The sequence below is a fragment of the Pseudomonas sp. GL_135 genome, from assembly GCF_057834665.1.
In genome coordinates, this window is sequence record NZ_CM174408.1 from 1,326,097 (window position 1) to 1,348,602 (window position 22,506).

The 22,506-nt window shown below is 59.8% G+C and carries 27 protein-coding genes; 15 read left to right on the forward strand and 12 right to left on the reverse strand.

Going from position 1 to position 22,506, the window contains the following annotated elements; translation table 11 throughout:
* Positions 1-73: 73 nt before the first annotated feature.
* Positions 74-994, reverse strand: coding sequence for an alpha/beta fold hydrolase (locus AC3ISG_RS05990; protein WP_489298723.1), 921 nt, complete (start codon positions 992-994; stop codon positions 74-76).
* Between the two features lie 115 nt (positions 995-1,109).
* Here AC3ISG_RS05990 and AC3ISG_RS05995 point away from each other — a divergent pair, with 115 nt between their 5' ends.
* Positions 1,110-2,066 (forward strand): AraC family transcriptional regulator, encoded by a 957-nt coding sequence (locus tag AC3ISG_RS05995; protein WP_489298724.1) that lies wholly within the window; start codon positions 1,110-1,112, stop codon positions 2,064-2,066.
* Between the two features lie 41 nt (positions 2,067-2,107).
* On the opposite strand, the gene AC3ISG_RS06000 is transcribed toward AC3ISG_RS05995, so the two are convergent.
* Together AC3ISG_RS06000 and AC3ISG_RS06005 are read right to left on the reverse strand one after the other, a co-directional pair.
* Complete coding sequence (locus AC3ISG_RS06000) at positions 2,108-2,692, reverse strand: hypothetical protein (RefSeq protein ID WP_489298725.1); 585 nt, start codon at positions 2,690-2,692, stop codon at positions 2,108-2,110.
* A 188-nt stretch (positions 2,693-2,880) separates the two neighbouring features.
* Positions 2,881-4,224: a mechanosensitive ion channel family protein gene (locus tag AC3ISG_RS06005; RefSeq protein WP_122536619.1), complete on the reverse strand. Its 1,344-nt coding sequence runs from the start codon at positions 4,222-4,224 to the stop codon at positions 2,881-2,883.
* 180 nt (positions 4,225-4,404) lie between these two features.
* On the opposite strand from AC3ISG_RS06005, the gene AC3ISG_RS06010 reads away from it, so the two are divergent.
* Positions 4,405-5,757: a DEAD/DEAH box helicase gene (locus AC3ISG_RS06010; RefSeq protein WP_074891698.1), complete on the forward strand. Its 1,353-nt coding sequence runs from the start codon at positions 4,405-4,407 to the stop codon at positions 5,755-5,757.
* Positions 5,758-5,882: 125 nt separating this feature from the next.
* A complete protein-coding gene (locus AC3ISG_RS06015) occupies positions 5,883-6,206 on the forward strand; it encodes a hypothetical protein (RefSeq protein WP_172609377.1) in 324 nt (107 codons plus the stop codon).
* Positions 6,207-6,223: 17 nt separating this feature from the next.
* Here the strand turns inward: AC3ISG_RS06015 and AC3ISG_RS06020 are convergent, their stop codons facing one another.
* The 4 genes from AC3ISG_RS06020 to AC3ISG_RS06035 form a co-directional block, all read right to left on the reverse strand.
* Positions 6,224-7,096: a DUF6279 family lipoprotein gene (locus AC3ISG_RS06020; protein WP_122622293.1), complete on the reverse strand. Its 873-nt coding sequence runs from the start codon at positions 7,094-7,096 to the stop codon at positions 6,224-6,226.
* Positions 7,097-7,159: 63 nt separating this feature from the next.
* Positions 7,160-7,903 carry a TorF family putative porin gene (locus AC3ISG_RS06025; protein ID WP_122536616.1) on the reverse strand — a complete coding sequence of 248 codons (744 nt, stop codon included), beginning with the start codon at positions 7,901-7,903 and terminating at the stop codon, positions 7,160-7,162.
* A 161-nt stretch (positions 7,904-8,064) separates the two neighbouring features.
* A complete protein-coding gene (locus tag AC3ISG_RS06030) occupies positions 8,065-8,550 on the reverse strand; it encodes a hypothetical protein (RefSeq protein ID WP_489298726.1) in 486 nt (161 codons plus the stop codon).
* Between the two features lie 186 nt (positions 8,551-8,736).
* Entirely contained in the window at positions 8,737-8,916 is a 180-nt protein-coding gene (locus tag AC3ISG_RS06035; protein WP_037012170.1) for a hypothetical protein, read from the reverse strand.
* Positions 8,917-9,286: 370 nt separating this feature from the next.
* Between AC3ISG_RS06035 and AC3ISG_RS06040 the strand changes: the two genes are divergently transcribed.
* The gene (locus AC3ISG_RS06040; protein WP_122622291.1) at positions 9,287-10,123 is read left to right on the forward strand and encodes a CvfB family protein; all 837 of its coding nucleotides are present in this window, start codon (positions 9,287-9,289) and stop codon (positions 10,121-10,123) included.
* A 62-nt stretch (positions 10,124-10,185) separates the two neighbouring features.
* Here AC3ISG_RS06040 and AC3ISG_RS06045 read toward each other — a convergent pair whose 3' ends face one another.
* Positions 10,186-10,566, reverse strand: a complete 381-nt coding sequence (locus AC3ISG_RS06045) for a hypothetical protein (protein ID WP_065992698.1) — start codon at positions 10,564-10,566, stop codon at positions 10,186-10,188.
* Between the two features lie 372 nt (positions 10,567-10,938).
* Here AC3ISG_RS06045 and AC3ISG_RS06050 point away from each other — a divergent pair, with 372 nt between their 5' ends.
* The 3 genes from AC3ISG_RS06050 to def all read left to right on the forward strand — a co-directional run bounded on the left by AC3ISG_RS06050 (position 10,939) and on the right by def (position 12,996).
* The gene (locus tag AC3ISG_RS06050; protein ID WP_272630440.1) at positions 10,939-11,130 is read left to right on the forward strand and encodes a CsbD family protein; all 192 of its coding nucleotides are present in this window, start codon (positions 10,939-10,941) and stop codon (positions 11,128-11,130) included.
* 267 nt (positions 11,131-11,397) lie between these two features.
* Entirely contained in the window at positions 11,398-12,396 is a 999-nt protein-coding gene (locus tag AC3ISG_RS06055) for a YihY/virulence factor BrkB family protein (protein ID WP_489298727.1), read from the forward strand.
* A 60-nt stretch (positions 12,397-12,456) separates the two neighbouring features.
* Entirely contained in the window at positions 12,457-12,996 is a 540-nt protein-coding gene (gene def / locus AC3ISG_RS06060) for a peptide deformylase (protein ID WP_065992704.1), read from the forward strand.
* A gap of 227 nt (positions 12,997-13,223) precedes the next feature.
* On the opposite strand, the gene AC3ISG_RS06065 is transcribed toward def, so the two are convergent.
* A complete protein-coding gene (locus AC3ISG_RS06065) occupies positions 13,224-14,051 on the reverse strand; it encodes a class I SAM-dependent methyltransferase (protein ID WP_489298728.1) in 828 nt (275 codons plus the stop codon).
* 112 nt (positions 14,052-14,163) lie between these two features.
* Positions 14,164-14,577, reverse strand: coding sequence for a GNAT family N-acetyltransferase (locus tag AC3ISG_RS06070; protein ID WP_489298729.1), 414 nt, complete (start codon positions 14,575-14,577; stop codon positions 14,164-14,166).
* A gap of 123 nt (positions 14,578-14,700) precedes the next feature.
* Here AC3ISG_RS06070 and AC3ISG_RS06075 point away from each other — a divergent pair, with 123 nt between their 5' ends.
* The 7 genes from AC3ISG_RS06075 (at position 14,701) to AC3ISG_RS06105 (ending at position 20,037) form a co-directional block, all read left to right on the forward strand.
* Positions 14,701-15,642 carry a fatty acid desaturase gene (locus AC3ISG_RS06075; protein ID WP_122535457.1) on the forward strand — a complete coding sequence of 314 codons (942 nt, stop codon included), beginning with the start codon at positions 14,701-14,703 and terminating at the stop codon, positions 15,640-15,642.
* Positions 15,643-15,671: 29 nt separating this feature from the next.
* Complete coding sequence (locus tag AC3ISG_RS06080) at positions 15,672-16,472, forward strand: phosphate/phosphite/phosphonate ABC transporter substrate-binding protein (protein ID WP_489298730.1); 801 nt, start codon at positions 15,672-15,674, stop codon at positions 16,470-16,472.
* A 96-nt stretch (positions 16,473-16,568) separates the two neighbouring features.
* The gene (locus AC3ISG_RS06085) at positions 16,569-17,078 is read left to right on the forward strand and encodes a sigma-70 family RNA polymerase sigma factor (RefSeq protein ID WP_489298731.1); all 510 of its coding nucleotides are present in this window, start codon (positions 16,569-16,571) and stop codon (positions 17,076-17,078) included.
* A gap of 73 nt (positions 17,079-17,151) precedes the next feature.
* A complete protein-coding gene (locus AC3ISG_RS06090; protein ID WP_489298732.1) occupies positions 17,152-18,165 on the forward strand; it encodes an ABC transporter substrate-binding protein in 1,014 nt (337 codons plus the stop codon).
* A gap of 80 nt (positions 18,166-18,245) precedes the next feature.
* Positions 18,246-18,782: a GNAT family N-acetyltransferase gene (locus tag AC3ISG_RS06095; protein WP_122535461.1), complete on the forward strand. Its 537-nt coding sequence runs from the start codon at positions 18,246-18,248 to the stop codon at positions 18,780-18,782.
* Positions 18,783-19,045: 263 nt separating this feature from the next.
* Positions 19,046-19,540, forward strand: coding sequence for a hypothetical protein (locus tag AC3ISG_RS06100; RefSeq protein WP_122622284.1), 495 nt, complete (start codon positions 19,046-19,048; stop codon positions 19,538-19,540).
* Positions 19,541-19,599: 59 nt separating this feature from the next.
* Positions 19,600-20,037, forward strand: a complete 438-nt coding sequence (locus AC3ISG_RS06105) for a nucleoside deaminase (RefSeq protein WP_489298733.1) — start codon at positions 19,600-19,602, stop codon at positions 20,035-20,037.
* A gap of 342 nt (positions 20,038-20,379) precedes the next feature.
* Here AC3ISG_RS06105 and AC3ISG_RS06110 read toward each other — a convergent pair whose 3' ends face one another.
* Entirely contained in the window at positions 20,380-20,982 is a 603-nt protein-coding gene (locus tag AC3ISG_RS06110) for a LysE family translocator (RefSeq protein ID WP_489298734.1), read from the reverse strand.
* A 54-nt stretch (positions 20,983-21,036) separates the two neighbouring features.
* On the reverse strand, positions 21,037-21,873 hold the full coding sequence (locus tag AC3ISG_RS06115) for an AraC family ligand binding domain-containing protein (RefSeq protein ID WP_489298735.1): 837 nt from the start codon (positions 21,871-21,873) through the stop codon (positions 21,037-21,039).
* Between the two features lie 260 nt (positions 21,874-22,133).
* Between AC3ISG_RS06115 and AC3ISG_RS06120 the strand changes: the two genes are divergently transcribed.
* Positions 22,134-22,475: a hypothetical protein gene (locus AC3ISG_RS06120; RefSeq protein WP_489299459.1), complete on the forward strand. Its 342-nt coding sequence runs from the start codon at positions 22,134-22,136 to the stop codon at positions 22,473-22,475.
* Positions 22,476-22,506: the final 31 nt, after the last annotated feature.

Genomic DNA, 22,506 nt, shown 5'->3' on the forward strand with positions numbered 1-22,506 from the left:
CCGGAAGTCACTAAAGAAAGGTGTGGAGGTTGCACGTCTCAGCTCGGACATCAGCCAGCCTCTTAGTCTGCTTTCAGTGGCCCTGACCAGCGGTCACAGATGTGTCCATGAACTGAACCAAATCCCGATTGAAGCGCGTGGCTTCTTCCAGAAACGGCGCATGGCCCGAGTTTTCGTACAGCTTCGTCTGAATGCGAGGGTTCAACTGCCTGGCGCGGACGATGCTGGGCTGAACCTGAACCAGCTCATCCTTTTCGCCATACACCATCAGGACCGGCACGCGTGCCTTGGGCAGTCCTTCCGCCACGGCAACGGTCATCGAGGGCGTGGCGCGGGTCATCGGCCAGGAAGCCATGGCAGCATTGGATAACAGCAGCTCGAACGTGGCCGAGTCTGGCCGGGTGTTGAAGCAGAGCGACAGAAAAGTGCGCACGGCGTCCAGATGTGTTTCCAGATCATCGGACGCCAGGCCTGCATAGACATCAGGGTGAGAAGTGATCAGCGCGGCGTTAAGTTCGATGACGCCGTCGACGTACATCACCCCGCCAATATCAGCGTCCCCATACGCGGCGAGGTAGTTCGACATGACCACGCCGCCCAATGACCAGCCGACCAATACCGGCTTCCTGGTGCCGGTTGCCTTGAGCACCGCGGCCAAGTCATCGGCATATCGGCGCCCGTCGGTATAGGCGTCGGCATGTTCCGGCTTGTCGGAAAGACCATGACCACGCAGGTCGTAGGTGATCATGCGATAGCGTTGCAGTTCGGCACTGCTCGTTTGTTTCTCCCAGTTGAGTCGACTGCCCAACAGTCCATGAATGAAGACAATGGCAGGGCCCTGTGGATTGCCTGACTCTTGCACCGCCAGCTTGATGCCATCCGGCGCAGTCACGGTGTAGCTCCGGTCTGCGGCCAGGGTCAGCGAGGACAGGCCTCCCAAAAGGAGGACCGCGCAGGTGCTGCGCAGCATTCGGGTAAATCGAAGGTAGTTCATGGGGACTGCTTCCTGACTTCAAGGTGGGAAGCAAAGTCTAGGCAGGCTCGTTGGGACGTTCTATGATCCAGAACGCTTATTATTTGATTATACGTCCTGACTTGGTTCCCTCTTTATGCATCCTTCTTCCAACGCCCTAGTGGGTGAATTGCTGTCAGGTATGCGCTTGTTCGGCGTGCAGTTCCGCAGAATGGAAGTTCCAGTCTCTCAGGGCATTGGCTTCAGCAACGAAGTGGGCCGGGCGCAATTTCATTTTGCAGGGCGCGGGCCGCTTTGGCTGCGCAGCCCAGGCGGCCATCTTCATCGGCTCGACACGGGGGATGCCGTGCTCCTTCCCCATGGAGGGCCCCATGGGGTATTGGCCTCTGAAAATACCCGCGCCGCCGAGGTGAAGCCCTTTGCTCTGGACGCTTTGGCGAGGGATGACGGCGGTGAGAAGTCCCTTGTTGATCAGAAGCGAGAAGGCCGCGCGCCGATTCTCTTCAGTTGCTGCATGACGCTGGAGCTCGGTGGCATGCAACCGCTCGTAACGGCCATGCCAGAGGTGTTGCAGGTGAGTACCCTGCTTGAGTCATCACCCGAGATCCGCCCCATGCTTGAGGCGATGGAGCGTGAGTCGCTGACCCTCCAGGCGGGGCACATGGGAATCCTGGCGCGTCTGGCCGAAGTGGTCGCCGCCCTGATCGTACGAGGCTGGGTGGCTGGCGGATGCGGCGGCGCCTCGGGCTGGTTGAGCGCGTTACAGGATCCCCGACTCAGCATGGCGCTGGTCATGATGCACAAACAGCCTGGCCACCATTGGACAGTGGCATCGCTTGCAAAGGAAGCCGGGCAATCCCGCTCGGTGTTTGCTCAGCGGTTTTTCCTTGCAACCGGCGTCACTCCGCTTCGATACCTGACGGACTTGAGAATGCGTCTGGCGGTTCTCCGGTTGAGTCGCGAACGTCAACCGGTTGAAACCGTCGCCAGCGAACTGGGTTACGGATCATTGGCCGCGTTCAGCCGCGCGTTCAAACGGTCGGTGGGCATGTCCCCAGGGGCGGTGCGGGTCAGAAACGGCGCGGCGTTGTGACTCACTGCCAACTGCATATCCAAGACCTGCCTCTGGGATGGTTATGGATCGGGAGCACAGCACCAACCCCCGGGTGGGGTAAATGCCCCCAATGAAGACAATACCGCTTCATTGGCGAATATACCTGAGCCATCAGGATCCACCGAAGCTGGCAACAGAACCTGGCCTATGTTCGCGGGCAGTGTCGAGCACTCGATTTTCCAGGGCGCTTCACCCGCGCGATGCTGGCCGAACGAGAGCTCGCAAGCCAACAGGGGGACGCTTTGTTCGCGGCTTCCGGATTGGCTGAGCAACTCTCTTAAATCGGTACCCGATGGCAGTGGCTCAGGACGGCTCGCGGCGAACAGAAAGTAGTCCCCCGCCAACAGCAAACAGCCCTGACGCGCCGGGTCATCTATCCCCTGCAACCATTGCCCACGGCATGCGCCAATCGATCGAGGCAGTCGATCCCATATTTCGTAGTAGCTGTCATCCAGCGCTGTTTCGATGAGGCAATCGCTGGTTTCAAAGCGGATGCGTCCAATGTCTTCGTCGCCGTTGACCGGCTGATAGTCCATTTTGCGATGCCATTGGCAAATGTCGGCGTCGACCTGAGTGACCCCGGCAAAGCCTTGCTGCTCGCTCATCGCCACGTGCTGAGCGTCGCTGAGGTCGTCAAGCGCCAAGCCTGGCAGCGGAGTGTTAGGGATTCGCAGGTCTGCGAACAGTCGTGGTGTCTGTAGCCAATACACTGCCGTTTCGCTGTCCGTGTGCCCTGAGCGACGCTGGATCAATCGCCGCTTCCAGACCCCGAGGTAAGCGTTGGGGACTTGACTCATAAATGTTCCGATCCGCGCAGAGGGATTTTGACTGGCGTTGGCGCTTCGGGCCGTGACGCTAATGGCAATTGCACACTCTCATTCGACGACATCTTCGCCAACCCCATCCGCAAATCCGCGCCACTCGGCTGTTGATAAACGCCCAGCCCGAACTCCGGCAGCACGGCCAGCAGGTAATCGAAAATATCCCCCTGAATCCGCTCGTAGTCCCCCCAGCTCGTGGTGCGGGTAAAACAGTAGATTTCCAGCGGAACCCCTTGGGCCGTGGCTTCCATCTGGCGGACCATGCAGGTCATGTCCGGGTGAATGTCGGCGTGGCTTTTCAGGTACGCCAGCGCGTAGGCGCGGAACGTGCCGATGTTGGTGATGCGACGGCGATTGGCTGACATCTCGGCGACGTTGCCCTGTGCCTCGTTCCACGCCCTGAGCTCGGCTTTTTTGCGGCCCATGTAGTCCGTCAGAAGACGAACCTGGGTCAGCTTCAGTTCTTCTTCATCGGAGACGAACCGCACGCCGCTGGCGTCAATGAACAGGCTGCGCTTGATCCTGCGCCCGCCGGATTGCTGCATCCCGCGCCAGTTTTTGAACGACTCGGACATCAACCGCCAGGTCGGGATCGACACGATGGTCTTGTCGAAGTTCTGCACCTTGACGGTGTGCAGGGTGATGTCCACCACGTCCCCGTCAGCGCCGACTTGTGGCATTTCGATCCAGTCGCCGACCCGCAGCATGTCGTTGCTGGTCAACTGCACGCTGGCAACGAAGGACAGCAGGGTGTCTTTGTAGACGAGCAGAATCACCGCCGACATCGCGCCGAGCCCGGATAGCAGCAATAACGGTGATCGATCGATCAATGTGGCAACGATGATGATCCCCGCGAATACGTACAGGATCATTTTCGTCAGCTGCACGTAGCCCTTGATCGAGCGAGTGCGGGCGTGTTCGGTGCGCGCGTAGATGTCCAGCAGCGCGTTGAGCAGCGCGCCGACGGTCAGCATGAGAAAGAGGATGGTGAACGCCAGCGCAATGTTGCCGAGCACGTGATTGGCGGCAGTGCTGAGGTTCGGGACCAGATTCAGCCCGAATTGAATGACCACCGAGGGCGTGACCTGGGCCAGTCGGTGAAAGACTTTGTTGTGCAGAAAATCGTTGAGCCAGAACAGTGATGGCTGGCGGCTCAGGGCTTTCATGGCGTAGAGGATCATCCATCGCGCCAGACGCCCGAGCGCGAAAGCGGCGACGAGGAGTAACAGCAATCCGGTGATCGTGCGCAGCATTGGCTGGTTTTCCAGCAGCGTCCAGATTTCCTGGGCGCGTAGCCAAAGCGAATGGGTGTCCATGGGCGCTGGATCTCCTGATCAGAAATGGGGGGCGCGATTAGAGCATTGATAGGGAAGCGAGGGCAGGGTAGGCCAAATCCGGTAACAAAATAGGCCCTTTGAGCTAAAGAGACTCGGCGAATCAGGCGTAAACCGGTACCCTATGCGACTGTTTTTTTGTATTACGCCGAGGTAACACCCGTGTTCTCCCAATTCGCCCTGCACGAACGCCTGCTAAAAGCCGTGGCCGAACTCAATTTCGTCGAGCCTACGCCTGTGCAAACAGCGGCCATTCCGCTGGCGCTGGAAGGACACGATCTACGGGTGACGGCGCAGACCGGCAGCGGCAAGACTGCCGCGTTCGTATTACCGATGCTCAATCGCCTGATGGGCCCGGCCAAGGTTCGCGTCGACATCCGCGCCGTGATCCTGCTGCCGACCCGCGAGCTGGCCCAGCAGACGCTCAAGGAAGTGGAGCGTTTCTCCCAGTTCACGTTCATCAAGGCCGGCCTGATCACCGGCGGCGAAGACTTCAAGGTCCAGGCGGCGATGCTGCGCAAGGTTCCGGACATCCTGATCGGTACGCCGGGCCGCCTGCTGGAGCAACTCAACGCCGGCAACCTCGACCTCAAGCAGGTTGAACTGCTGGTCCTCGACGAAGCCGACCGCATGCTCGACATGGGCTTTGCCGAAGACGTCGAGCGTCTGGCCGGCGAATGCGCCAATCGTCAGCAGACCATGCTGTTCTCGGCCACCACCGGTGGTTCGGGCCTGCGCGAAATGATCGGCAAAGTCCTGAAAGACCCGCAGCACCTGCAGGTCAACAGTGTCAGCGAACTGGCCCCGGGCACCCGTCAGCAGATCATCACCGCCGACCACAACGTGCACAAAGAGCAGGTCCTCAACTGGCTGCTGGCCAACGAGACCTACCAGAAAGCCATTATCTTCACCAACACGCGGGCCATGGCCGACCGCATTTACGGCCGCCTCGTGGCGCTCGAGTACAAAGCGTTCGTGCTGCACGGCGACAAAGACCAGAAGGACCGCAAGCTGGCGATCGATCGTCTGAAGCAGGGCGGCGTGAAGATTCTGGTGGCGACCGATGTCGCGGCCCGTGGTCTGGACGTCGACGGCCTGGACATGGTCATCAACTTCGACATGCCGCGCACCGGTGACGACTACGTTCACCGCATTGGCCGCACCGGCCGTGCCGGTGGCGAAGGGCTGGCGATCTCGCTGATCACCCACGGTGACTGGAACTTGATGTCCAGCATCGAGCGCTACCTGAAGCAGAAGTTCGAGCGCCGCACGATCAAGGAAGTCAAAGGCACCTACACCGGGCCGAAGAAGGTCAAGGCGTCAGGCAAGGCTGTTGGCGTGAAGAAGAAAAAAACCGATGGCAAAGGTGACAAGAAGGGCGACAAAAAGAAAGCCGTCGCCAAGGGCCCGACCAAACGCAAATCGGTAAATCGTCCGAAGGCCGAGCCTTTGGTCAGCCAGGACGGGATGGCGCCGCTGAAAAAGCGCGTCACGCGTCCGCCCGTCGCCGAATAACCCCCTCCTGCTTCCCGGCCAGCCCGCTGAACGGCTGGCCCTCCACTGGGTCACAACCACTGAGCATCAAGCCCGATGACCGGACGTCACGGGTATTGCCCTGTTGGCCCACTGGAGGTTAAAACATGTCTAAACGATACGACTGGGACCTGATCGAGCGTCTGCTGCACCACGTACAAAACAGCGTTGCAATCGAGGATGCATCAGAAACCCATGCCGCAGAGTTGAGAGCGCTGTTGCTCGAACGCGGGTTCATTGCCGCCCACACCAGCGGTGCAGGTGGGAGTGGCGAAGGCGCTACCCTCACCGCAAACGGCGCGAGCCTGCTGGCGATGATCGACAGCAGCATTCCGGGCAATGACCATCCGCGTCAGGTGCTGGATGAACAGGCCGATGCGCTGGATCCGGCCACTTTTGACGAAGTGGCCTCAAAGGCGCAAATCGCCTGATCCCGAAAGCGTCCTGATCAGGACGCTTTTTTCATGCTCTTGTAGCAACTCAAATCCGTGAAGTCCTTGCGCACGTCGGCGATCTTCGCCAGCAACTTCTGCCGTTGATCCGCCGTACTCTGCGCCATCAGGTCTGCAATGAGGGAAATCGCTGCCTGCTCGGTATGGTCGTAGGTCGCGCGGTACTCAGGTGTCCAGAAGGTCTGACGATCCTGCAACAGACTGGCGATCTTCTGATCGAAATCGGGGGCCTTGCGCTGTTTCACCGCCGCCAGCAACAGCGACTGCCAATGCGCGCGGTTGTCGATCCATAACCGATTCTGCTCGCCCAGCGACGTCGACCACTGCATCACTCGCGCCTGCTGCGCGGCATTCAGCTTGCCCATCCACGGCGTCAACCGTTTCTCCATGCGTTGAGCGCGTTCACTGATCTGCTTGTCCAGCGGCTGGTCGACGTACTCGTCCTCATGCTTGCGCAGGTCCTTGGCGAACGCGGCTTGCATCTCGCCCACTTGCTGATCGTCCAGCTGACGCAGCAGCTCGACCGCCGACGGCGTGATTTCTTTGGAGAGGGTGGCGATGGCTTGCCGCGCTTCGGCGGTGCGTGCCTTGAGCTGCTCTTGATTGACCTGGTTGTTTTCGACCATCCCTTGCAGACGGTCAAGCCAGTCGAGGTAACCGGGGATCTGGGTGGTGCAGTGCCAGCTCAAATGCTCCTTCAAGCGCTCGTCGAGCCAGTCTTTCTGCGACGCGTTCATGTCCAGGTAGTCGTTGAGCGACCAGGGGATGATGAAGTCCAGATGCCGATACGTCAGTCCGATCTGACTGCACCCTGCCAGCAGCGTCAGGCTCAGCCATAGCGAAATAAAGGTCTTCAACACAATGCCCATGACAGCTCCTTGCCGGTTCGTCTCCCCGTTATAGAGCAAGTCAGGTCATGGCGGTTCAACCCATCAGAAAAACGAGCGCACAACCTTGAGCGTGACCGTGCTTTCGCACTGCGTGTTGTGCCCGCTGTAAGCGCTGCAATCGGCGCCGGTCAGGCTCGAACCGCTGTACATCAGGTTCATGTCCATGCCCAGCACGGGGCGCGACACGTTGAAGGACCAGTCGCTGTAGGCATTGACCACGCCGCCGCCGTCGATGATCGAAGGCGAGTCAAGCTGGTGATTGCCGTACTGCATGCGCAGGTCCAGGCCCAGCGGAATCATGCTGCCCAGGTCGAGGAACAGGGTGCTGTCCTGCCGGCCGGCGTCAGTGCTGAAAGCGGTGCCGATGCGGCTGTCGAAAATGCGGAAACCGGCGTAAAGCTCATGACTGTCGAGCTGAGCGGTGTTTGGGTAGCTGTAGCGAATGACACCCAGTTCATAGCCGAGGGTTTTGTCGAAGGGCTTCTTGAACCCCATGTAGGAATCGACTTCCAGCGAAGTATCGGGCGCTAGCCCGGTGCTGGGGGACCATTGCCCGAAGTAGAAGCCGCTGTCGTGGGTCAGGTCGAGTCCGCCATGGAATTTGGAATCGGCACCGCTCGGCGTCACCAGGCCCTGGGCCATGGTGCGGCTGGGCGTGGTGCCGAGCTTCAGGCTGAAGTCGCCCAGCTCCCGCTCGATGACTTGAGCGCTGGCGGCGTGATGCATGAGAGCGGCGCAGGCAAACACCGCACCGGTCCAACGGTTGAAACAGCGAGCATAAGGCATGCTTCACTCCTTTCAGGTTTCAGAGGAGTGGGTCGAAGGTATCTGTGCTGGCAGCGAATGGCCCGACAAGAACCGCGATCTAGAGCGTCGCAAGGATACCGCCGATTGGCGATATCTCGCGACCATTGGTCGATTCGATGCAGATGGGCTGAATGTAGCGATCAGTTCCCGGGGGAAATCAGCTGATTGACGACGATCAACGCTTGGGGGAAAGAGGGGTAACCACTGGTGGCGACATCGAGCTTTTCGTACCTGGCACGGCAGGCGCGGGCCTTTTGCTGATCTTCCTTTCCAGCCCGTTGTGCCTGTAAGGCGATGGCCAGCGGATAGTTGCGATCGGCCGAGTCATCGAGCTTGGCATCAACCTGTTTCGCGCTGGCGTTCTGACGCAAGAGCAGTATCGCCTGGTAAAACTCCGCTTCGCCGGATGTGTCCTCGCGCGCTGCCCGCTCAAGCAGCGCGCTGGCAAGCTCGTCGTTTTCGGCGCGGCGCTCGTTGATCAGCAGCTTGGCCTGGAGCATGTCGTTCTGATACAGCAGATAGTCGGCCCGGCATGCGCTGCCTGCCACCGAGGTGTCGCAACCGTGGGTCGCACAGCCGGTCAGCCCGAGGCTAAGCAGGGCGCCGATGATCATCCGTTTGTTCATAGCGGTTTCCGCAGAGACGTCAGCAGATCAGGGTATCGTCCGTTCTTTCCCATGACCCATGCATAGCAGCATCAATGAGCGGTCATGTGACGAGAGTAAAGCAGAGCTTTGTGCAGCGAGGGAGCGATAGACCTGGCGCTTTGTGATCAAAGCGCCTGGATGTCGACCGCGGAGGCGGGAGAAAATTTACTTTTTGCCGAGGGAGATCTGTTTGGATGGGCCGAAGGTCTGGCCGCTGACACCTTTGGCGATCTGCTGGATCTCGCCACCGGATTTCAGGAAAGCTGCAATTTGTGCGTTGATCGAATCGCTGGTCTCAACGGCAGGAGCTGGCTTGGCTTTCGAGTTGGATGCTTTTACACGCATGGCTGCAATTGACCTATATAAATTTAATACGGCCGGCCATCCTATCGGAATTGGCCGGAAATTGCTTGGGTATTATCGGACGAGGGGAGGGCTGCTCATCGCGATGAGCAGCGGAAACATTTCCTGAGATGAGCCGCTAAATGACTGTTTTAATTGCGATGTTCAACATGGCTTTCTCTTAAATCGAGCCAGCGTTCAAGGCGGCAACGACGCTCAGCGACCTGACGAATGGCTTGCGTCCGGCATCCTCTGCGCAGAGTCGTTCACCAACCCGTTGATTTTCAAGGTCGCGAGCTGACGTCAGTGGCCAATCCGGAATGCCCGTCCGAATTCGGGTAGAATGCCGCCCACGTAACGAGGGTATCTGCACATGGCTTTAGTCGGGCGCTACAACAGTTTGCAAGTGGTGAAACACACCAACTTCGGTTTATATCTGGACGGGGCACAAGACGGCGAAATTTTGCTGCCCAATCGATATATCCCCAAAGATATTCCCAGCGAAGATGAAGACTGGCTCAACGTCTTTATTTATCTGGACAGCGATGACAAGTTAATCGCCACCACCGAGAAGCCCAAGGTTCAGGTGGGTGAATTTGCCAGTCTCAAAGTGGTTGAAGTCAACAGCATTGGCATCTTTCTGGATTGGGGCCTGCCCAAGGATTTGCTGCTGCCGTACTCGGAAGAAAAGCAGCCGCTGAAAGCCGGTGATTACTGCGTGGTGCATGTCTACCTCGACAAACACACCCGCCGCATCACCGCGACCACGCGTCTGGATCGCTATCTGGACAAGGCGCCGGCGAACTATTCAGTCGGGCAGGAAGTGGACTTGCTGGTCGCCGAAGAGACCGCGATGGGTTTCAAGGCAATCATCAACAACAAGCACTGGGGCCTGATTCACAAGAATGAGGTGTTCAAGTTCCTGCGTTCGGGCAAACAGGAAAAAGGCTTCATCAAGGAAGTGCGCAGCGACGGCAACATCAGCCTGAGTCTGCAGCCGGTGGGCGAACAGCTTGCCAGCAGCCTCAACGCGCAAATCCTTGGCAAATTGCGCGACAACAACGGGGTGCTGCCTGTCAGTGACAAGAGCGATCCACAGGTCATCAGCAATCTGTTCGGCGTCAGCAAAGGAAACTTCAAGAAAGCGATCGGTGCACTGTACAAACAGGGCCAGATCGTCATTCACGCCGACCGTATCGAACTGGTCTGACGTGATACTCGGCTGCAGCGCGGGTTAATCTGCGCTGCGGCCTTCTGATTAGCCTTGCCAGATCACTTCTGTACGAAACTGGCGAAGCTCAGATTCGCGCCGTTCGGGCGCATGTCCTTCAAATACGAATCCTTGTCCGCCGAAAGCTCCAGGCTCACGGTGGACTTGCGCTTGCCTTCATTGCGAACCACCACTGCGTCTTTTTGATCGCGCAGGAACTTGGTCGTCACCTTCAGGTGAATCAACTCATCGGTGCTGGGCGTGTGCAGAAGCAAATGCAGCCACTCGTACTGACCCACCGCCAGACGGCTCATGGGCAAATCAAACCACCAGATATTGCGCTTGGGGTCGAGCACGGCGAAGTGCGTGTTGTTGGTGCCGAGCACGGCGCCGCCGAGCTGTTCATTACGGCGCGCAATGGCTTGCTGCTTATCGAGTTTCATAACATTCCTGGATCACGGTCTCGTCAACCTGGCCCGACGCCCTGAGCGCCGCCGGTTCGGTCGCGCATTCTCCGGGGTTCTCAGGGAAACATAAAGGCAAAATTCGCGAGCTCCAACAGGGACGCTGAGCGTCCCGGGATGCGTGACCACGCAGAGCGTGGGAACGATCAAAATGTCAGCGCCTCGACTGTCCTCTTCCCGGCTGAAGCCGGTCCCACTAAAACCACCGAGTGCCTGTAGGACCGGCTTCAGCCGGGAAGCTCTTGACCTGCTTAACGCACCCTCGCGAAATAATTGAACCTCTGATTCACCGCTCCGGTCAGTTCTAGTGTCGAGTTAATGACATCCTATTTCCACCCTGGAGTGAATCCTATGAGCAGCACCGGCGATAAAGTCAAAGGCATGGCCAACGAAGCGGTAGGTAACGTCAAGCAGGGCGTCGGCAAAGTGACTGACAACGACAAACTGCGTGCCGAAGGCAAAGCGCAAGAAATCAAAGGCGAAGCGCAACAAACCGTTGGCGACGCAAAAGACGCTGTGAAAAAAGGCGTCGACAAGGTCTGAATCCCTTGCGCCCGGAGCCCGCATGCTCCCGGCGACCAGAGTCGCAACACCGTAACGGCCATCCTTTGATGGCCGTTATCATTTGCGTCGCCGACCGCCTGAAACACATCAAATGTAGCCAATACCCCGGGCGCCCTGTAAAAAGCCTGCCCGTTCGGGCAACCGACGGAATTTCAACGCAATTGCCCGCTCGTATGCATACCGCTTGTAGAAACGCCTGAATCAATAACCGTGCTTCGGCTACATCTGTGTCGCGAAGGAGACGCCATGATATTCCCGGACTTGCGCCAGCTCAGCATCAAGACAGTGTTGGTCAGAACGGTCAAAGAGTTTCTCGATGACGAGATGTCGACCTACGCCTCGGCACTGGCCTACCAGATGCTGTTTTCGCTGTTCCCGTTCCTGCTCTTCCTTATCGCCCTGATCGGTTTCCTGCACCTGCCGGACTTTTTCAGCTGGTTGCGACTGCAGTCCGAGCTGGTTCTGCCGCCCCAGGCCCTCGATCAGGTGAACCCGGTCATTGACCAGTTGCAACAGTCCAAGGGCGGTCTGCTGTCAATCGGTATCGTCATCGCGCTGTGGACCGCGTCGGCCGGCGTGCGGCTGATGATGAGCGCCATGAATGCCGCGTATGACGTGGTCGAAGCGCGTCCGGCCTGGAAGCGCATCCCGCTCTCGGTGTTCTACACCATTGGCATCGCCGGGATGTTGCTCACGGTTGCGGCGCTGATGGTCACCGGCCCGCAGGTCATGAACTGGCTCGCCGCGCAGATTGGCATGGAAGATTTCATCGTCACACTGTGGACGATTCTGCGCTGGCCGCTGATTATCCTGCTGCTGATGGTGGCGGTGGCGATCATGTATTACGTGATGCCCGACGTTAAGCAGAGCTTCCGCTTCATTACCCCAGGCTCAGTGCTTGCAGTTGTGGTGTGGATCGTCGCTTCGCTGGGCTTTGCCTATTACGTGAAGACATTCGCTGACTACAACGCGATGTACGGCAGCATCGGCGCGATCATCGTGCTGCTGCTGTATTTCTACATCTCCGCAGCGGTGTTGTTGCTGGGCGCTGAGATGAACGCTGTCATCGAGCACATGTCAGCCGAAGGCAAAGAAAAAGGTGAGAAGGAAGAGGGCGAGCGCGATGGGATGGCCGATTTCAATACGGTCCACCTCAAGCAGCACGTTTCCAGACTCGGCCGCGATCATACCCATGACCAAGACTACACCCCAACGCCACCGGTGCTGAAAACCGACAAATTCTGATCACGCTCAAGGCACACGGCGCCTGCTTTTGGCGCCGTTGCCCGTTGCAGAGGGCCCGCAATGATTCGCGAAATTCTGAAAATGGGTGACGAGCGCTTGCTGCGCATTGCGCCACCTGTCCCGGAGTCGATGTTCGGCTCCCGTGAGCTGAAGACGCTTATCGAAGACATGTTCGAAACCATGGAAAGCGTCGGCGGTGTCGGCCTGGCTGCGCCCCAGATTGGCATTGATCTGCAACTGGTGATCTTCGGTTTTGAGAGCAGCGATCGCTACCCGGATGCAGAGGCCGTTCCCCAGACCATCCTGCTCAATCCGCTGATCACGCCGCTGGAGCAAACCCTGGAAGAGGGCTGGGAAGGCTGTCTGTCCGTCCCGGGCCTGCGTGGTGTGGTGGACCGCTACGAGCACATTCGCTACGAGGGTTTCGACCCGGACGGCAAGCTTATCCAAAGGGAAGCCCGCGGGTTTCATGCGCGGGTCGTTCAGCATGAGTGCGATCACCTGATCGGCCGCCTGTACCCGTCACGCATTACCGACTTCAGCCGCTTCGGCTTTATCGAAGTGCTGTTCCCGGGAATGGACCCGAACGCGGACGAATAACGGCTTCGGAATTCAACGAAATCTCTAGGGCAGCTGATTATCTGTGTGGGAGTGAGCTTGCTCACGAAAAGGCCGGTACATCCGCCCGATATCCACCGGTTCGAACCTCCTATTCGCGAGCAAGCTCGCTCCCACAGGTTATGCAACGGCCGCGAGAGCTGGTCTGTTCCTTTGGCGTTGGTGTCAACGCCACGATGACATAGAAAGTTCTAGCGTCGGCCAGCTCATTATTTCTCTGGCTTGATGAACCGCAGGGTCATGCGATCGGATTCGCCGATCGCCAGATACTTCGCCTTGTCCTGTTCTCCCTTGACCAACGCCGGCGGCAGTGTCCAGACCCCGTCAGGATAGTCTTTGGTGTCCTTGGGGTTGGCATTGATTTCGCTCTCGGCCGCCAGCTTGAAACCCGCCTTCTGCGCCAGTTTCACCACATAGTCCGTCGGCAGATAGCCGTTTTTTTCGTTGTCCTTGGCGGTGGTGCCGGGTTTGGCCCGGTGGTCGACCACGCCGAGCGTCCCGCCCGGCTTCAATACTTCGTAAAACGCCTTGAATGTCGCCGCTTCGTTGCCGGCATCGACCCAATTGTGCACGTTGCGGAAGGTGAGCACGGTGTCGGCCGAGCCTGGCTTGCCGAAGACCGGCGCCTCGGGCGCATAAGCCACGACCTCGACCTCGCTGTAATGGGCAGGGTCGGCGGCGTATTTTTGCTTCAGGCTGTCGGCGGATTTCTTCGCGTAATCGCTGATGGCGGGGTCGACGATGGCAGCAACGTAATGCCCCTTGTCTTTGAGCAGTGGCGCCAACAGTTCGCTGTACCAGCCATTGCCCGGTGTGATTTCGATGACCGTCTGATCAGGGCGCAGGCCGAAGAATTTCAGCGTCTGCTCGGGGTGCCGGTATTGATCGCGTGCGGCATTTTGCGGGACTCGCCAGTCGCCGCTGAGGACGCTCGCGAACTGCGCGTGAGTCACTGTGGATTCAGGCGCAGCGCTCGCCGTCGCCAAGCCTGTCGCCGAAAGTGCCGCGAGAGAGAGAACCATAAGCGCCGGTTTCATGTGCATCCTGCTCAACCAAGAAATGATCGGCGAGGCTAGCACGCAAGGCCGGGCCTGCGATGGCACGTTTGGTTTGGTTTACCGCAGGAAAAGTTCTAAGCCTGTCAGCCGGTCAATCAGCGCTGCGCACAAGCGAGATCAACGGCTTGGTCTGTCGATAACGCGCCAGCCGTGGGGCCAGTTCCTGCGGCAAGTCCTCAACCTCAACGAAGCCGATCCGCTGATAAAACCCGCTCAACGCTGGCTCACAGAACAGCCAGACGCTCCCTTCAACCGATATCAACGCTGCCGCGATCAACCCTGCTGCGACACCGCGCCCGCGCTCGGCCGGCGCAACGAACAACCCGGTCAACCAGTGCCCACCCGCAACAGGCGTCAGGCACAAGGCGCCAACAATGTCCGGCTGGCGCGCCACCCATATCTGCGCCTCGCCTCTGGCACGCATGGGCGAGCGATGGGCGCGGTAAAACTTCTCCAGCAACGGACGCTGCAGGTCGGGGAGGGGCAAGAACTGAATGTCGGGCATGTGCGCTGGGCGTCGAATCAAGGTCGGCTTGGGCGCATCGTTCTACCCTCATAACCAATCGATCTACAAGTTTTTCCTGCGTCGTTGCACAACCGGTTATCAGCCCGAATGCAGGAACCGGCAATGCCCAACTACCTGGACGACGCGCAGCGCGAAGAGATCAAGCGTCTGCGTGCAAGCTTTACTGGCCGTACGGAATGGCCGACCTGGTTGCTGCTGATCGGTGTGTTCACAGGCTGGCCGACGTTGCTGGTTGCCAGTCCGCACCTGGGCGTGTGGCCGACAACGCTGTTGATGATCCCGCTGCTGGTGCTGTGGATGTCGGTGCAACACGAGGTGCTGCACGGCCACCCGACCCGTTCGTTGCGCCTGAACAAGCTGCTCGGTTACGCGCCCTTTGCGGTGTGGTATCCGTACACGCTGTATCGCGACACCCATATGCAGCATCACTGCGATGAAGACCTGACCGTTCCCGGTCGCGATCCGGAAAGCCGCTACTTGAGCCAGCTGGACTGGAAGCAGACCGGCACGCTGATGCGTGTGTTGCGGTGGCTCGACAAGACGCCGCCGGGGCGTCTGGTGTTTGGTGTGCCGTTGGCGTTGAGCAGCCTGATCGTTGGCGAGACCCGGCGACTGCTGCGTGGCGAGCGTCAGGCCTGGGCGATGTGGTCGACCCACGGTGGAGTGCTGGTGCTGATGTTTTTATTCATTGAGCATTACAGCGCGATCTCGGCCGTGCATTACGTGATCTTCTGCAGCGTACCGGCGCTGGCGGTGTCGATGGTTCGCTCTTATTACGAGCACCGCCCTGGCGAGTATTCCCAGGAGCGCACGGTGATCAACGAAGCCTCCTGGCCATGGGCCTGGCTGTTCCTGAACCTGAACCTGCATCTCGTGCACCACGACTTGCCCGGCTTGTCGTGGTATCACATGCCGGTCGTGTATCGGGCGCGGCGCGAGCAGTGGCTGGCACGCAGCGGCGGATTTCTGGTGGCCGGTTACGCGGAACTCTTTCGTCGCCACAGCTTCAATCCTATCGACAGCCCGCAACATCCCCATGTTTGAAATCCCAGGTCTGATGAGGAACACCTAACATGCCCCAAGGCTTCGCCGAACTGCTGATGTACGTCGCGCCGCCGCGCGTTCAGCAGGCGCAAGAGCAGTGGCTGAAACGAACAGTGGAAATCCTTGGCGTGGAGCGTCTCGATGCGCAGACTTTGGACCTGAAAGCGCTGTGGCTGTCGCCGCACTTGCTGCTGGCCCAAACCTGCGGTTATCCGCTGATGACGGAATTGCAGGGCAAGGTGCAGGTGGTCGGGCGGCCTGTTTATCAGTTGCCCCACAGCGCCGATGGCAACCATTGCAGCCTGATGGTCGCCCGTGAGGACGATCCGCGTCAGGCCCTCGTCGAGTTCAGAGGCAGTCATGGCCTGCTGAATTCGCGGGATTCCAATTCCGGCATGAACCTGTTCCGCCACGCCCTGGCGCCGCTTCAACAGAATGGGGTGTTTTTTGCTGATGTCACGCTCACCGGCGGTCATCGCGCCAGTATTGCGGCGATCAAGGCGGGGGATGGTGATCTGGCCGCCATCGACAGCGTGACCTTCGACTATCTGGCCCGCGACGGCAGCGAGGAAGTCGCCGGTTTGAAGGTGATTGCTCGTACGGCGGAGGGGCCGTGCCTGCCCTACATCACGCGGCTCGGCGCCGATGCCGATGCCATCCGCGCGGCGATGAATCAAGCGCTGATCGAATTCCCCGATGTCGCCCACGTGTTGGCGGTCAGCGAGGTGTTGCCCGCTAGCGTCGAGGATTACCAGGTGCTGCTCGATTACCAGCAGCAGGCAATAGCGCGCGGCCTCGCCTCACTTCAGTTATTCCCTGATCGTCTATAAGAATCACTTTTAAGTATTTTTACTGCATAACCGCGCTTGCTAGCATGGCCTCTCGGAAAGTCCCGATGATAAAAATTTCAGGGCAGGGGATGTCTTATGGCTGGCGCCGACGTTACGCATCGCCACTACCTCAGCGAACTCTTTGTGCAGCACCACTCCTGGCTATGCCTGCGACTGCGTCGGCTGGTCGACTCCGAGCAGAGCGCCGAAGATGTTGCCTCCGAAACCTTCCTGCAATTGTTGGCCTCGCCCAACGTCGTGCCCATCCGGGACCCGCGCGCGCTGCTGACCACCATCGCCCAGCGGCTGGTGTATGAGCGCTGGCGGCGGCGTGATCAGGAGCGCGATTATCTGGAGGGCTTGGCCCTGGAAGACGCTGTTCCTTTTGCGTCGGCAGAAAGCCACGCCGCCACGCTGCAAATCCTTGATCGTCTGGATCGACGCCTTGACCGCCTGCCTGCAAAGATCAAATCAACCTTTGTGCTCTCGCGCCGCGGCGGGCTGACCTATCCTGAAATTGCCGCGCAGCTGGGCATTTCCCGGCGTTCGGTGAGCGACTACATGGATCAGGCTGAAACCTGTTGCCGCCGCGCTTGTCTGGAATAAAGCGTGTGCTGTGCCCAACCAACTGTGCCAAACCGATTGAGCTCCTCCCATCCCCGAGCGACGAGAGACATCCATGACACCAATCAAAAAACTGCTGGGCGGCTCGCTGCTGGCACTGGCTGCCCTGACGGGCTCGGCGTACGGCGCAGAAAAAACCGCGCCGATTCATTTCGGTGACATCACGTGGGAGAGCGGCAGCCTGATTACCGAAATCCTGCGCACCATCGTGGAAAAAGGCTACGGCTATCCCACCGACACACTGCCCGGCAGCACGGTGAGTCTGGAAGCGGCGCTGGCCAAGAACGACATTCAGGTGATCGGCGAAGAGTGGGCCGGTCGCAGCCCGGCGTGGGTCAAGGCCGAGGCCGAGGGCAAGGTCCACGGCCTGGGCAACATCGTCAAAGGCGCGACAGAAGGCTGGTGGGTGCCGGAGTTCGTGATCAAGGGCGACCCGGAGCGCGGCATCAAACCGCTGGCGCCGGACCTGAAATCGGTATCCGACCTGCCCAAATACAAGGACGTGTTCAAGGACCCGGAATCTCCGGACAAGGGCCGCTTCCTCAACAGCCCGACCGGCTGGACGTCGGAGATCGTCAACACCCAGAAGCTCAAGGCCTACAAGCTCAACGACAGCTACGTGAACTTCCGTACCGGTTCCGGCGCGGCGCTGGATGCTGAAGTCGCATCGTCCATCCGTCGCGGCAAGCCGGTGTTGTTCTACTACTGGTCACCGACGCCGCTGCTGGGTCGCTTCAAGCTGATCAAGCTGGAAGAGCCGCCATTCAACGAAGCCGCGTGGAAAACCCTATCCGACGCCAGCAATCCCAACCCCATCGGCTCCAGCTCCCTCGCTGCCCACTTGGCCATCGGCGTGTCAGAACCGTTCCGTCAGCAGTACCCGGATCTGGTGAGCTTCTTCGAGAAGGTGGACCTGCCCATCGATCAGTTGAACAAAACGTTGGGCGAGATGAGCGAGAAGCGCCAGGAACCGAGTGTCGTCGCGAAAAGCTTCCTGAAGGATCACCCGGACGTCTGGACCGCCTGGGTGCCGGCCGAGGTTGCCAGCAAGGTGAAGGCGGGCCTGTAAGCGCTTTCTCTTCAAACCGTGGGGCAAGCGGGCTGCCGCTTGTCCCACAGGCAATCCCGTTCATGCACGAGTGACACTTCTTGAACCCCTCATTCCTTCCCCTGCATACCGAACGCCTGATCCTGCGCGAGCTCACCCCTGACGACACTCCGGCGCTGGCGCAAATGCTGGGCGATGCCGAAGTGATGCGCCATTCGGTGGCGGGGGTGTTATCGGAAAAGGCGACGGGCGAGTTCATTGACTGGTGCCGGATGTCCTACCGTGAACGCAGCTTTGGTCCCTGGGCGGTGGTGGAGAAATCCACCTCAACCCTGGCAGGCTTCTGCGGTCTCAATGCCGAGCGTGTGGATGAGAAGGACGAGGTCGAGATTGGTTACCGGCTCGCAACCGGGTTCTGGGGGAAAGGCCTGGGCACCGAAGCAGCTCGCAGTGCGATGTCTTACGGCTTTGAACAGCTGGGCTTGTCATCGCTGATCGCCATTGTCCAGCCGACTAATCTCGCGTCGGTCAATGTGATCAAGAAACTCGGTTTCGGCGGGTTCGTCCACAGCCAGTATCACCGACAGGGCGTGAGGATTTACCGCATGACCGCGCAGCAATGGGCCTCTGTCGTCTAATGTAAGTGTCCGGTTTAACCAAGATCCCTGTAGGACCGGCTTCAGCCGGGAAGACGTCAGGCGGCGCAATGCAGAACTCATCGTGTACACACTGGCCTCTTCCCGGCTAAAGCCGGTCCCACAAGGTACCCATTGCTCGGCCGCAAATCGCTCACCGATGGATATCTCGCCCCTCAACTGTTAGCGTCCAACAGACAATCAAAGCGTTGATCACCGATAAAAAGTCGCCGGGAGAGGACATGGGATATTGCAGATCGACAGCAATGACGATGATGAAGGCGTCACTCGGGCTAACGCTGTTGGGCGTGATGGCCCTGCATAACGTGACATTGGCCGGCGAAACCGCACCCGCACCTGTGGCCGGGGATTCCGCGCTGACCTTCGTACAGGATCGGCATCTGGGCGAGAGTCTGGGCTGGCTGGGTTATCAGGTCGCTTCCCACACAGTCACCTTCGCCACGATTGTTGAGACCGTCGGCCGCACCAAGGCCCAGGAAATCGTGCAGGACGAGTTGCAAAGCCTGCAGCCGCAGTATCAGCAGGAATGGGACCGCAACCTCGCGGCCGCCTACGCCGCATCCTTCAGCCCTGAAGAGCTGAAGGCACTGGACGCTGCAGACCCGGCGCCAGATGTCGCCAACAAATTCCGCAACAAGCAGCGCGACGTTGGCGCTGACATGAAGGACCGATCCAGCGAGCTGCTCAAGGTTTACGTGTCCACCGCGCTGGACAACGCGCTGAAAAAAGCCAAGCCTTGAGCGCGCGTTTTTAGAAGCGTTTTTTCGATCATCCCCCGTCACAAAGGAAAGGAGAGACCATGGACCCGTTCATGCAAGCGGCCATTGATGAGGCGCAGAAGGGCCTGGACGAAGGCGGTATTCCGATCGGCTCGGTCATCGTCCACGACGGCAAGATCATCGGCCGTGGTCACAATCGTCGCGTCCAGGAAGGCAGCGCTATCAAGCACGGCGAAATGGACGCCTTCGAAAACGCCGGCCGCCAGCCCGCCCGCGTTTACCGCGAAGCCACGCTCTACACGACCCTGTCGCCCTGCGCGATGTGCAGCGGCGCGATCCTGCTGTATGGCATCCGCAAAATCATCGTCGGCGAACATGAGACGTTTATCGGTGAGGAAGAATTGCTCAAGTCCCGTGGCGTGGAAGTGAATGTGCTGCACGACGAGACCTGCGTCAGACTGATGAAGCAATTTATCGCGGACAAGCCGGAGCTGTGGAATGAGGATATTGGCGAGTAGTCAGGGGCAGGCCTGATTTGGATCAGGCGACAAACACCATCCATGTGGGGGTGACCGGGGTGGCCCTCACCTTGCTCTCAAAGATAGGCCGGGTCATCTGGCCAGATCACTGCAAGTAAGCCTTCGCGAGCAAGCTCGCTCCCACAAGACTGTGGCTGACATGAGATCTCGACCCGCGCATAAAACTTGTGGGACTGAGCTTGCTCACGAATGCGGTGGGTCAGGCGAGAAGGGGTAGCCCAGGCAGACCGCTTTCGTGAGAAAGGTGGAATGCCACCCCGGTCACTCCCATGGTTTGTGCGTAGGCAGATCCATCGAATGCCTCCAGGCCCCGCCCGCGATTCACACCACCAACGTCAACCACGCCGACACCAGAAACAGCACCGCCATCACCTGATTGAAGCGCTTCATGCTGTTCGCTGAGCGGCAGAATTTCGCGGCGCTGACGCCCAGCCAGGCCCAGGCGCTCATGCACGGGATCGACACCAGGAAGAACGCCAGCGACAGCCACATCACCCTCAGCATGCGGTCGGCGTCGGTGCCCGCAAAGACGCTGACCACGGCCAGCGCCATCATCCAGGTTTTCGGGTTGACCAGTTGCAGGCTCGCCGCGCCCCACAGGCCCAGGCTCGGACCGCTGCGGGTTTGCGTTGGGTCGACTGCTTCGGCGGGCGCGCTGAAGATCTGCCACGCCAGCCAGGTCAACCAGCCGATGCCGATCCATGACATCAGCGTTTGTACCTGTTGATGACGGGCCAGCACATCCCCCAGCCCGGTGCCGACCATCAGCACCAGTAATGCCGCGCCGGCGCAGGCGCCCAGTACGATGGGTAGCGTCCGCAGCAGGCCGTAGCGCGAGCTGTTGGTCAGTACCAGAATGTTGGTCGGCCCGGGCGTGATGGACGCGACGAAAGCGAACAGCAGAAAGGGCAGGAGGGTTTGCATAAGGCCACTCGGCGGTCATTGATCGTGGAGCAATGATCGGCGCGCAGTCGGCGGTCAGTCTGGAACGTTTGAGCAACGTCGGCGGTAGTCGGCCGGGGTCATGCGATAGGCGCGCTGGAACCAGCGGCCCAGATGGCTTTGGTCGGCAAAACCCAACGCAGCCGCGACGCTGACAGGCGCCTCGCCCCGCGCCAGCAGATGCCGGGCGCGGGTCAGGCGCAGCTGGATCAGGTAGGCATGGGGCGCCAGGCCGAAGGCAGCCTTGAACGCGCGGCTCAGGCGGAAACGGTCCACGCCGGTCACCTGCGCCAGATCGTCCAGGCCGATGTCCTGATGCAAGTGGCTGTGCAGGTAATCCCGCGCTCGCTGGGCCACCAGCGGAAGGCGCGGATCGGGAGTGATCAGGGTGCGCCAGCGCAGGTGGCTGGTCAGGTTGGCGAGCAGGTGATCCAGCGCGGTCTGGCGGACGATGCGCAGTTCGTCGTGGTGCATCGCTTCGAAGGCGTTGGCGGTAGCGATGGCGAGCCGCGGATCTTCCGCCAGCGTCGCGGCGAAGCTCAGTTGGGCGTTGTCCGGCGCTTCTTCAAACTGCGCGCGCAATTCCCGGTCCAGCCAGCGCGGGTCCAGGTACAACGTGCGGTAAGTGAAGCCGCCCGCTTCCGGGGCGGTGCCGTCGTGGATGTCGCCCGGTTCGAGCAGAAACACCTTGCCCGGCGTGCTGTTGTGCTGCTGCCGACGGCAATTGAATTGCTGCAGACCCTGTTCGGTGATGCCCACCAGATAACTGTCGTGCCAGTGCGGATCGTAGGCATGGCCCTCGAAATGCGCGCGCACGGTCTCGATGCCGGACGTGGCGTCCTGCTTGAGCTCGATCCAGTTGCGGTCGGACATCGCGGTGCCTCTGAAAGGGCTGGTTTTGATAGGCGGTCGGTCAATCCTGAATACGTTACCGCGCCGCTTACGGCAGGTCTGGAAGAATCGTGCAGCGGGCGACGAAGTGTCGGCGCGTGTGAAGGCCCGGCGGGTCGCCGACTACTCTTGTTACAAAGCGAAAGGTCCTACACGTTGCTCATCCACCGTGACAGCGCGAACCTACGCGCTCGATCGCCATCAAAGACCGGAATCGTTACCCATCCCACAGAAGGTAAATGATGAACCCTTTTCCGCGACGCCTTGCCGTCGTCCTGCTCGGCGGGCTCCTGTCGGCCGGGCTGGCACAGGCCGATGATCACACCGCGCACTCGCCGCCGCTTATAGCGGCCGCCGGTTACCCGAGCCGCTCGATCAACGTTCCCGACAACGGCGCCGTGCGCCGCGCCAACCCCAACAGCCGTCAGGGCACCGAGTCCATCGCGCCGCGTGTCGGTGGCCCGAATCTCGGACCGACTCAGCCACGTCCGCCCACCCTTGAAAACGGTGGCATCGGCAACGGTTACCCAACCCGGCAACAACCCTCTCGACCTTCCGGGGATACCGACCGCCGCAGCAACTGAAACCACTGCCAGCCTCTCTTCCATTTCAGAA

What these genes read in the sequence shown, in the direction of transcription:
- AC3ISG_RS06000 (WP_489298725.1), bottom strand. Translation starts at nt 2,692, where the DNA reads ATGAGCGAGCAGCAAGGCTTTGCCGGGGTCACTCAGGTCGACGCCGAC.
- AC3ISG_RS06065 (WP_489298728.1), bottom strand. Translation starts at nt 14,051, where the DNA reads ATGAAACCGGCGCTTATGGTTCTCTCTCTCGCGGCACTTTCGGCGACA.
- AC3ISG_RS06075 (WP_122535457.1), top strand. Translation starts at nt 14,701, where the DNA reads ATGCCCAACTACCTGGACGACGCGCAGCGCGAAGAGATCAAGCGTCTG.
- AC3ISG_RS06100 (WP_122622284.1), top strand. Translation starts at nt 19,046, where the DNA reads ATGACGATGATGAAGGCGTCACTCGGGCTAACGCTGTTGGGCGTGATG.
- AC3ISG_RS06015 (WP_172609377.1), top strand. Translation starts at nt 5,883, where the DNA reads ATGTCTAAACGATACGACTGGGACCTGATCGAGCGTCTGCTGCACCAC.
- AC3ISG_RS06115 (WP_489298735.1), bottom strand. Translation starts at nt 21,873, where the DNA reads ATGTCCGACCGCAACTGGATCGAGCTCAAGCAGGACGCCACGTCCGGC.
- AC3ISG_RS06025 (WP_122536616.1), bottom strand. Translation starts at nt 7,903, where the DNA reads ATGCCTTATGCTCGCTGTTTCAACCGTTGGACCGGTGCGGTGTTTGCC.
- AC3ISG_RS06070 (WP_489298729.1), bottom strand. Translation starts at nt 14,577, where the DNA reads ATGCCCGACATTCAGTTCTTGCCCCTCCCCGACCTGCAGCGTCCGTTG.
- AC3ISG_RS05995 (WP_489298724.1), top strand. Translation starts at nt 1,110, where the DNA reads ATGCATCCTTCTTCCAACGCCCTAGTGGGTGAATTGCTGTCAGGTATG.
- AC3ISG_RS06020 (WP_122622293.1), bottom strand. Translation starts at nt 7,096, where the DNA reads ATGGGCATTGTGTTGAAGACCTTTATTTCGCTATGGCTGAGCCTGACG.
- AC3ISG_RS06110 (WP_489298734.1), bottom strand. Translation starts at nt 20,982, where the DNA reads ATGCAAACCCTCCTGCCCTTTCTGCTGTTCGCTTTCGTCGCGTCCATC.
- AC3ISG_RS06090 (WP_489298732.1), top strand. Translation starts at nt 17,152, where the DNA reads ATGACACCAATCAAAAAACTGCTGGGCGGCTCGCTGCTGGCACTGGCT.
- AC3ISG_RS06120 (WP_489299459.1), top strand. Translation starts at nt 22,134, where the DNA reads ATGAACCCTTTTCCGCGACGCCTTGCCGTCGTCCTGCTCGGCGGGCTC.
- AC3ISG_RS06085 (WP_489298731.1), top strand. Translation starts at nt 16,569, where the DNA reads ATGGCTGGCGCCGACGTTACGCATCGCCACTACCTCAGCGAACTCTTT.
- AC3ISG_RS06080 (WP_489298730.1), top strand. Translation starts at nt 15,672, where the DNA reads ATGCCCCAAGGCTTCGCCGAACTGCTGATGTACGTCGCGCCGCCGCGC.
- AC3ISG_RS06040 (WP_122622291.1), top strand. Translation starts at nt 9,287, where the DNA reads ATGGCTTTAGTCGGGCGCTACAACAGTTTGCAAGTGGTGAAACACACC.
- AC3ISG_RS06055 (WP_489298727.1), top strand. Translation starts at nt 11,398, where the DNA reads ATGATATTCCCGGACTTGCGCCAGCTCAGCATCAAGACAGTGTTGGTC.
- AC3ISG_RS05990 (WP_489298723.1), bottom strand. Translation starts at nt 994, where the DNA reads ATGAACTACCTTCGATTTACCCGAATGCTGCGCAGCACCTGCGCGGTC.
- AC3ISG_RS06050 (WP_272630440.1), top strand. Translation starts at nt 10,939, where the DNA reads ATGAGCAGCACCGGCGATAAAGTCAAAGGCATGGCCAACGAAGCGGTA.
- AC3ISG_RS06030 (WP_489298726.1), bottom strand. Translation starts at nt 8,550, where the DNA reads ATGAACAAACGGATGATCATCGGCGCCCTGCTTAGCCTCGGGCTGACC.
- AC3ISG_RS06005 (WP_122536619.1), bottom strand. Translation starts at nt 4,224, where the DNA reads ATGGACACCCATTCGCTTTGGCTACGCGCCCAGGAAATCTGGACGCTG.
- AC3ISG_RS06035 (WP_037012170.1), bottom strand. Translation starts at nt 8,916, where the DNA reads ATGCGTGTAAAAGCATCCAACTCGAAAGCCAAGCCAGCTCCTGCCGTT.
- AC3ISG_RS06105 (WP_489298733.1), top strand. Translation starts at nt 19,600, where the DNA reads ATGGACCCGTTCATGCAAGCGGCCATTGATGAGGCGCAGAAGGGCCTG.
- def (WP_065992704.1), top strand. Translation starts at nt 12,457, where the DNA reads ATGATTCGCGAAATTCTGAAAATGGGTGACGAGCGCTTGCTGCGCATT.
- AC3ISG_RS06045 (WP_065992698.1), bottom strand. Translation starts at nt 10,566, where the DNA reads ATGAAACTCGATAAGCAGCAAGCCATTGCGCGCCGTAATGAACAGCTC.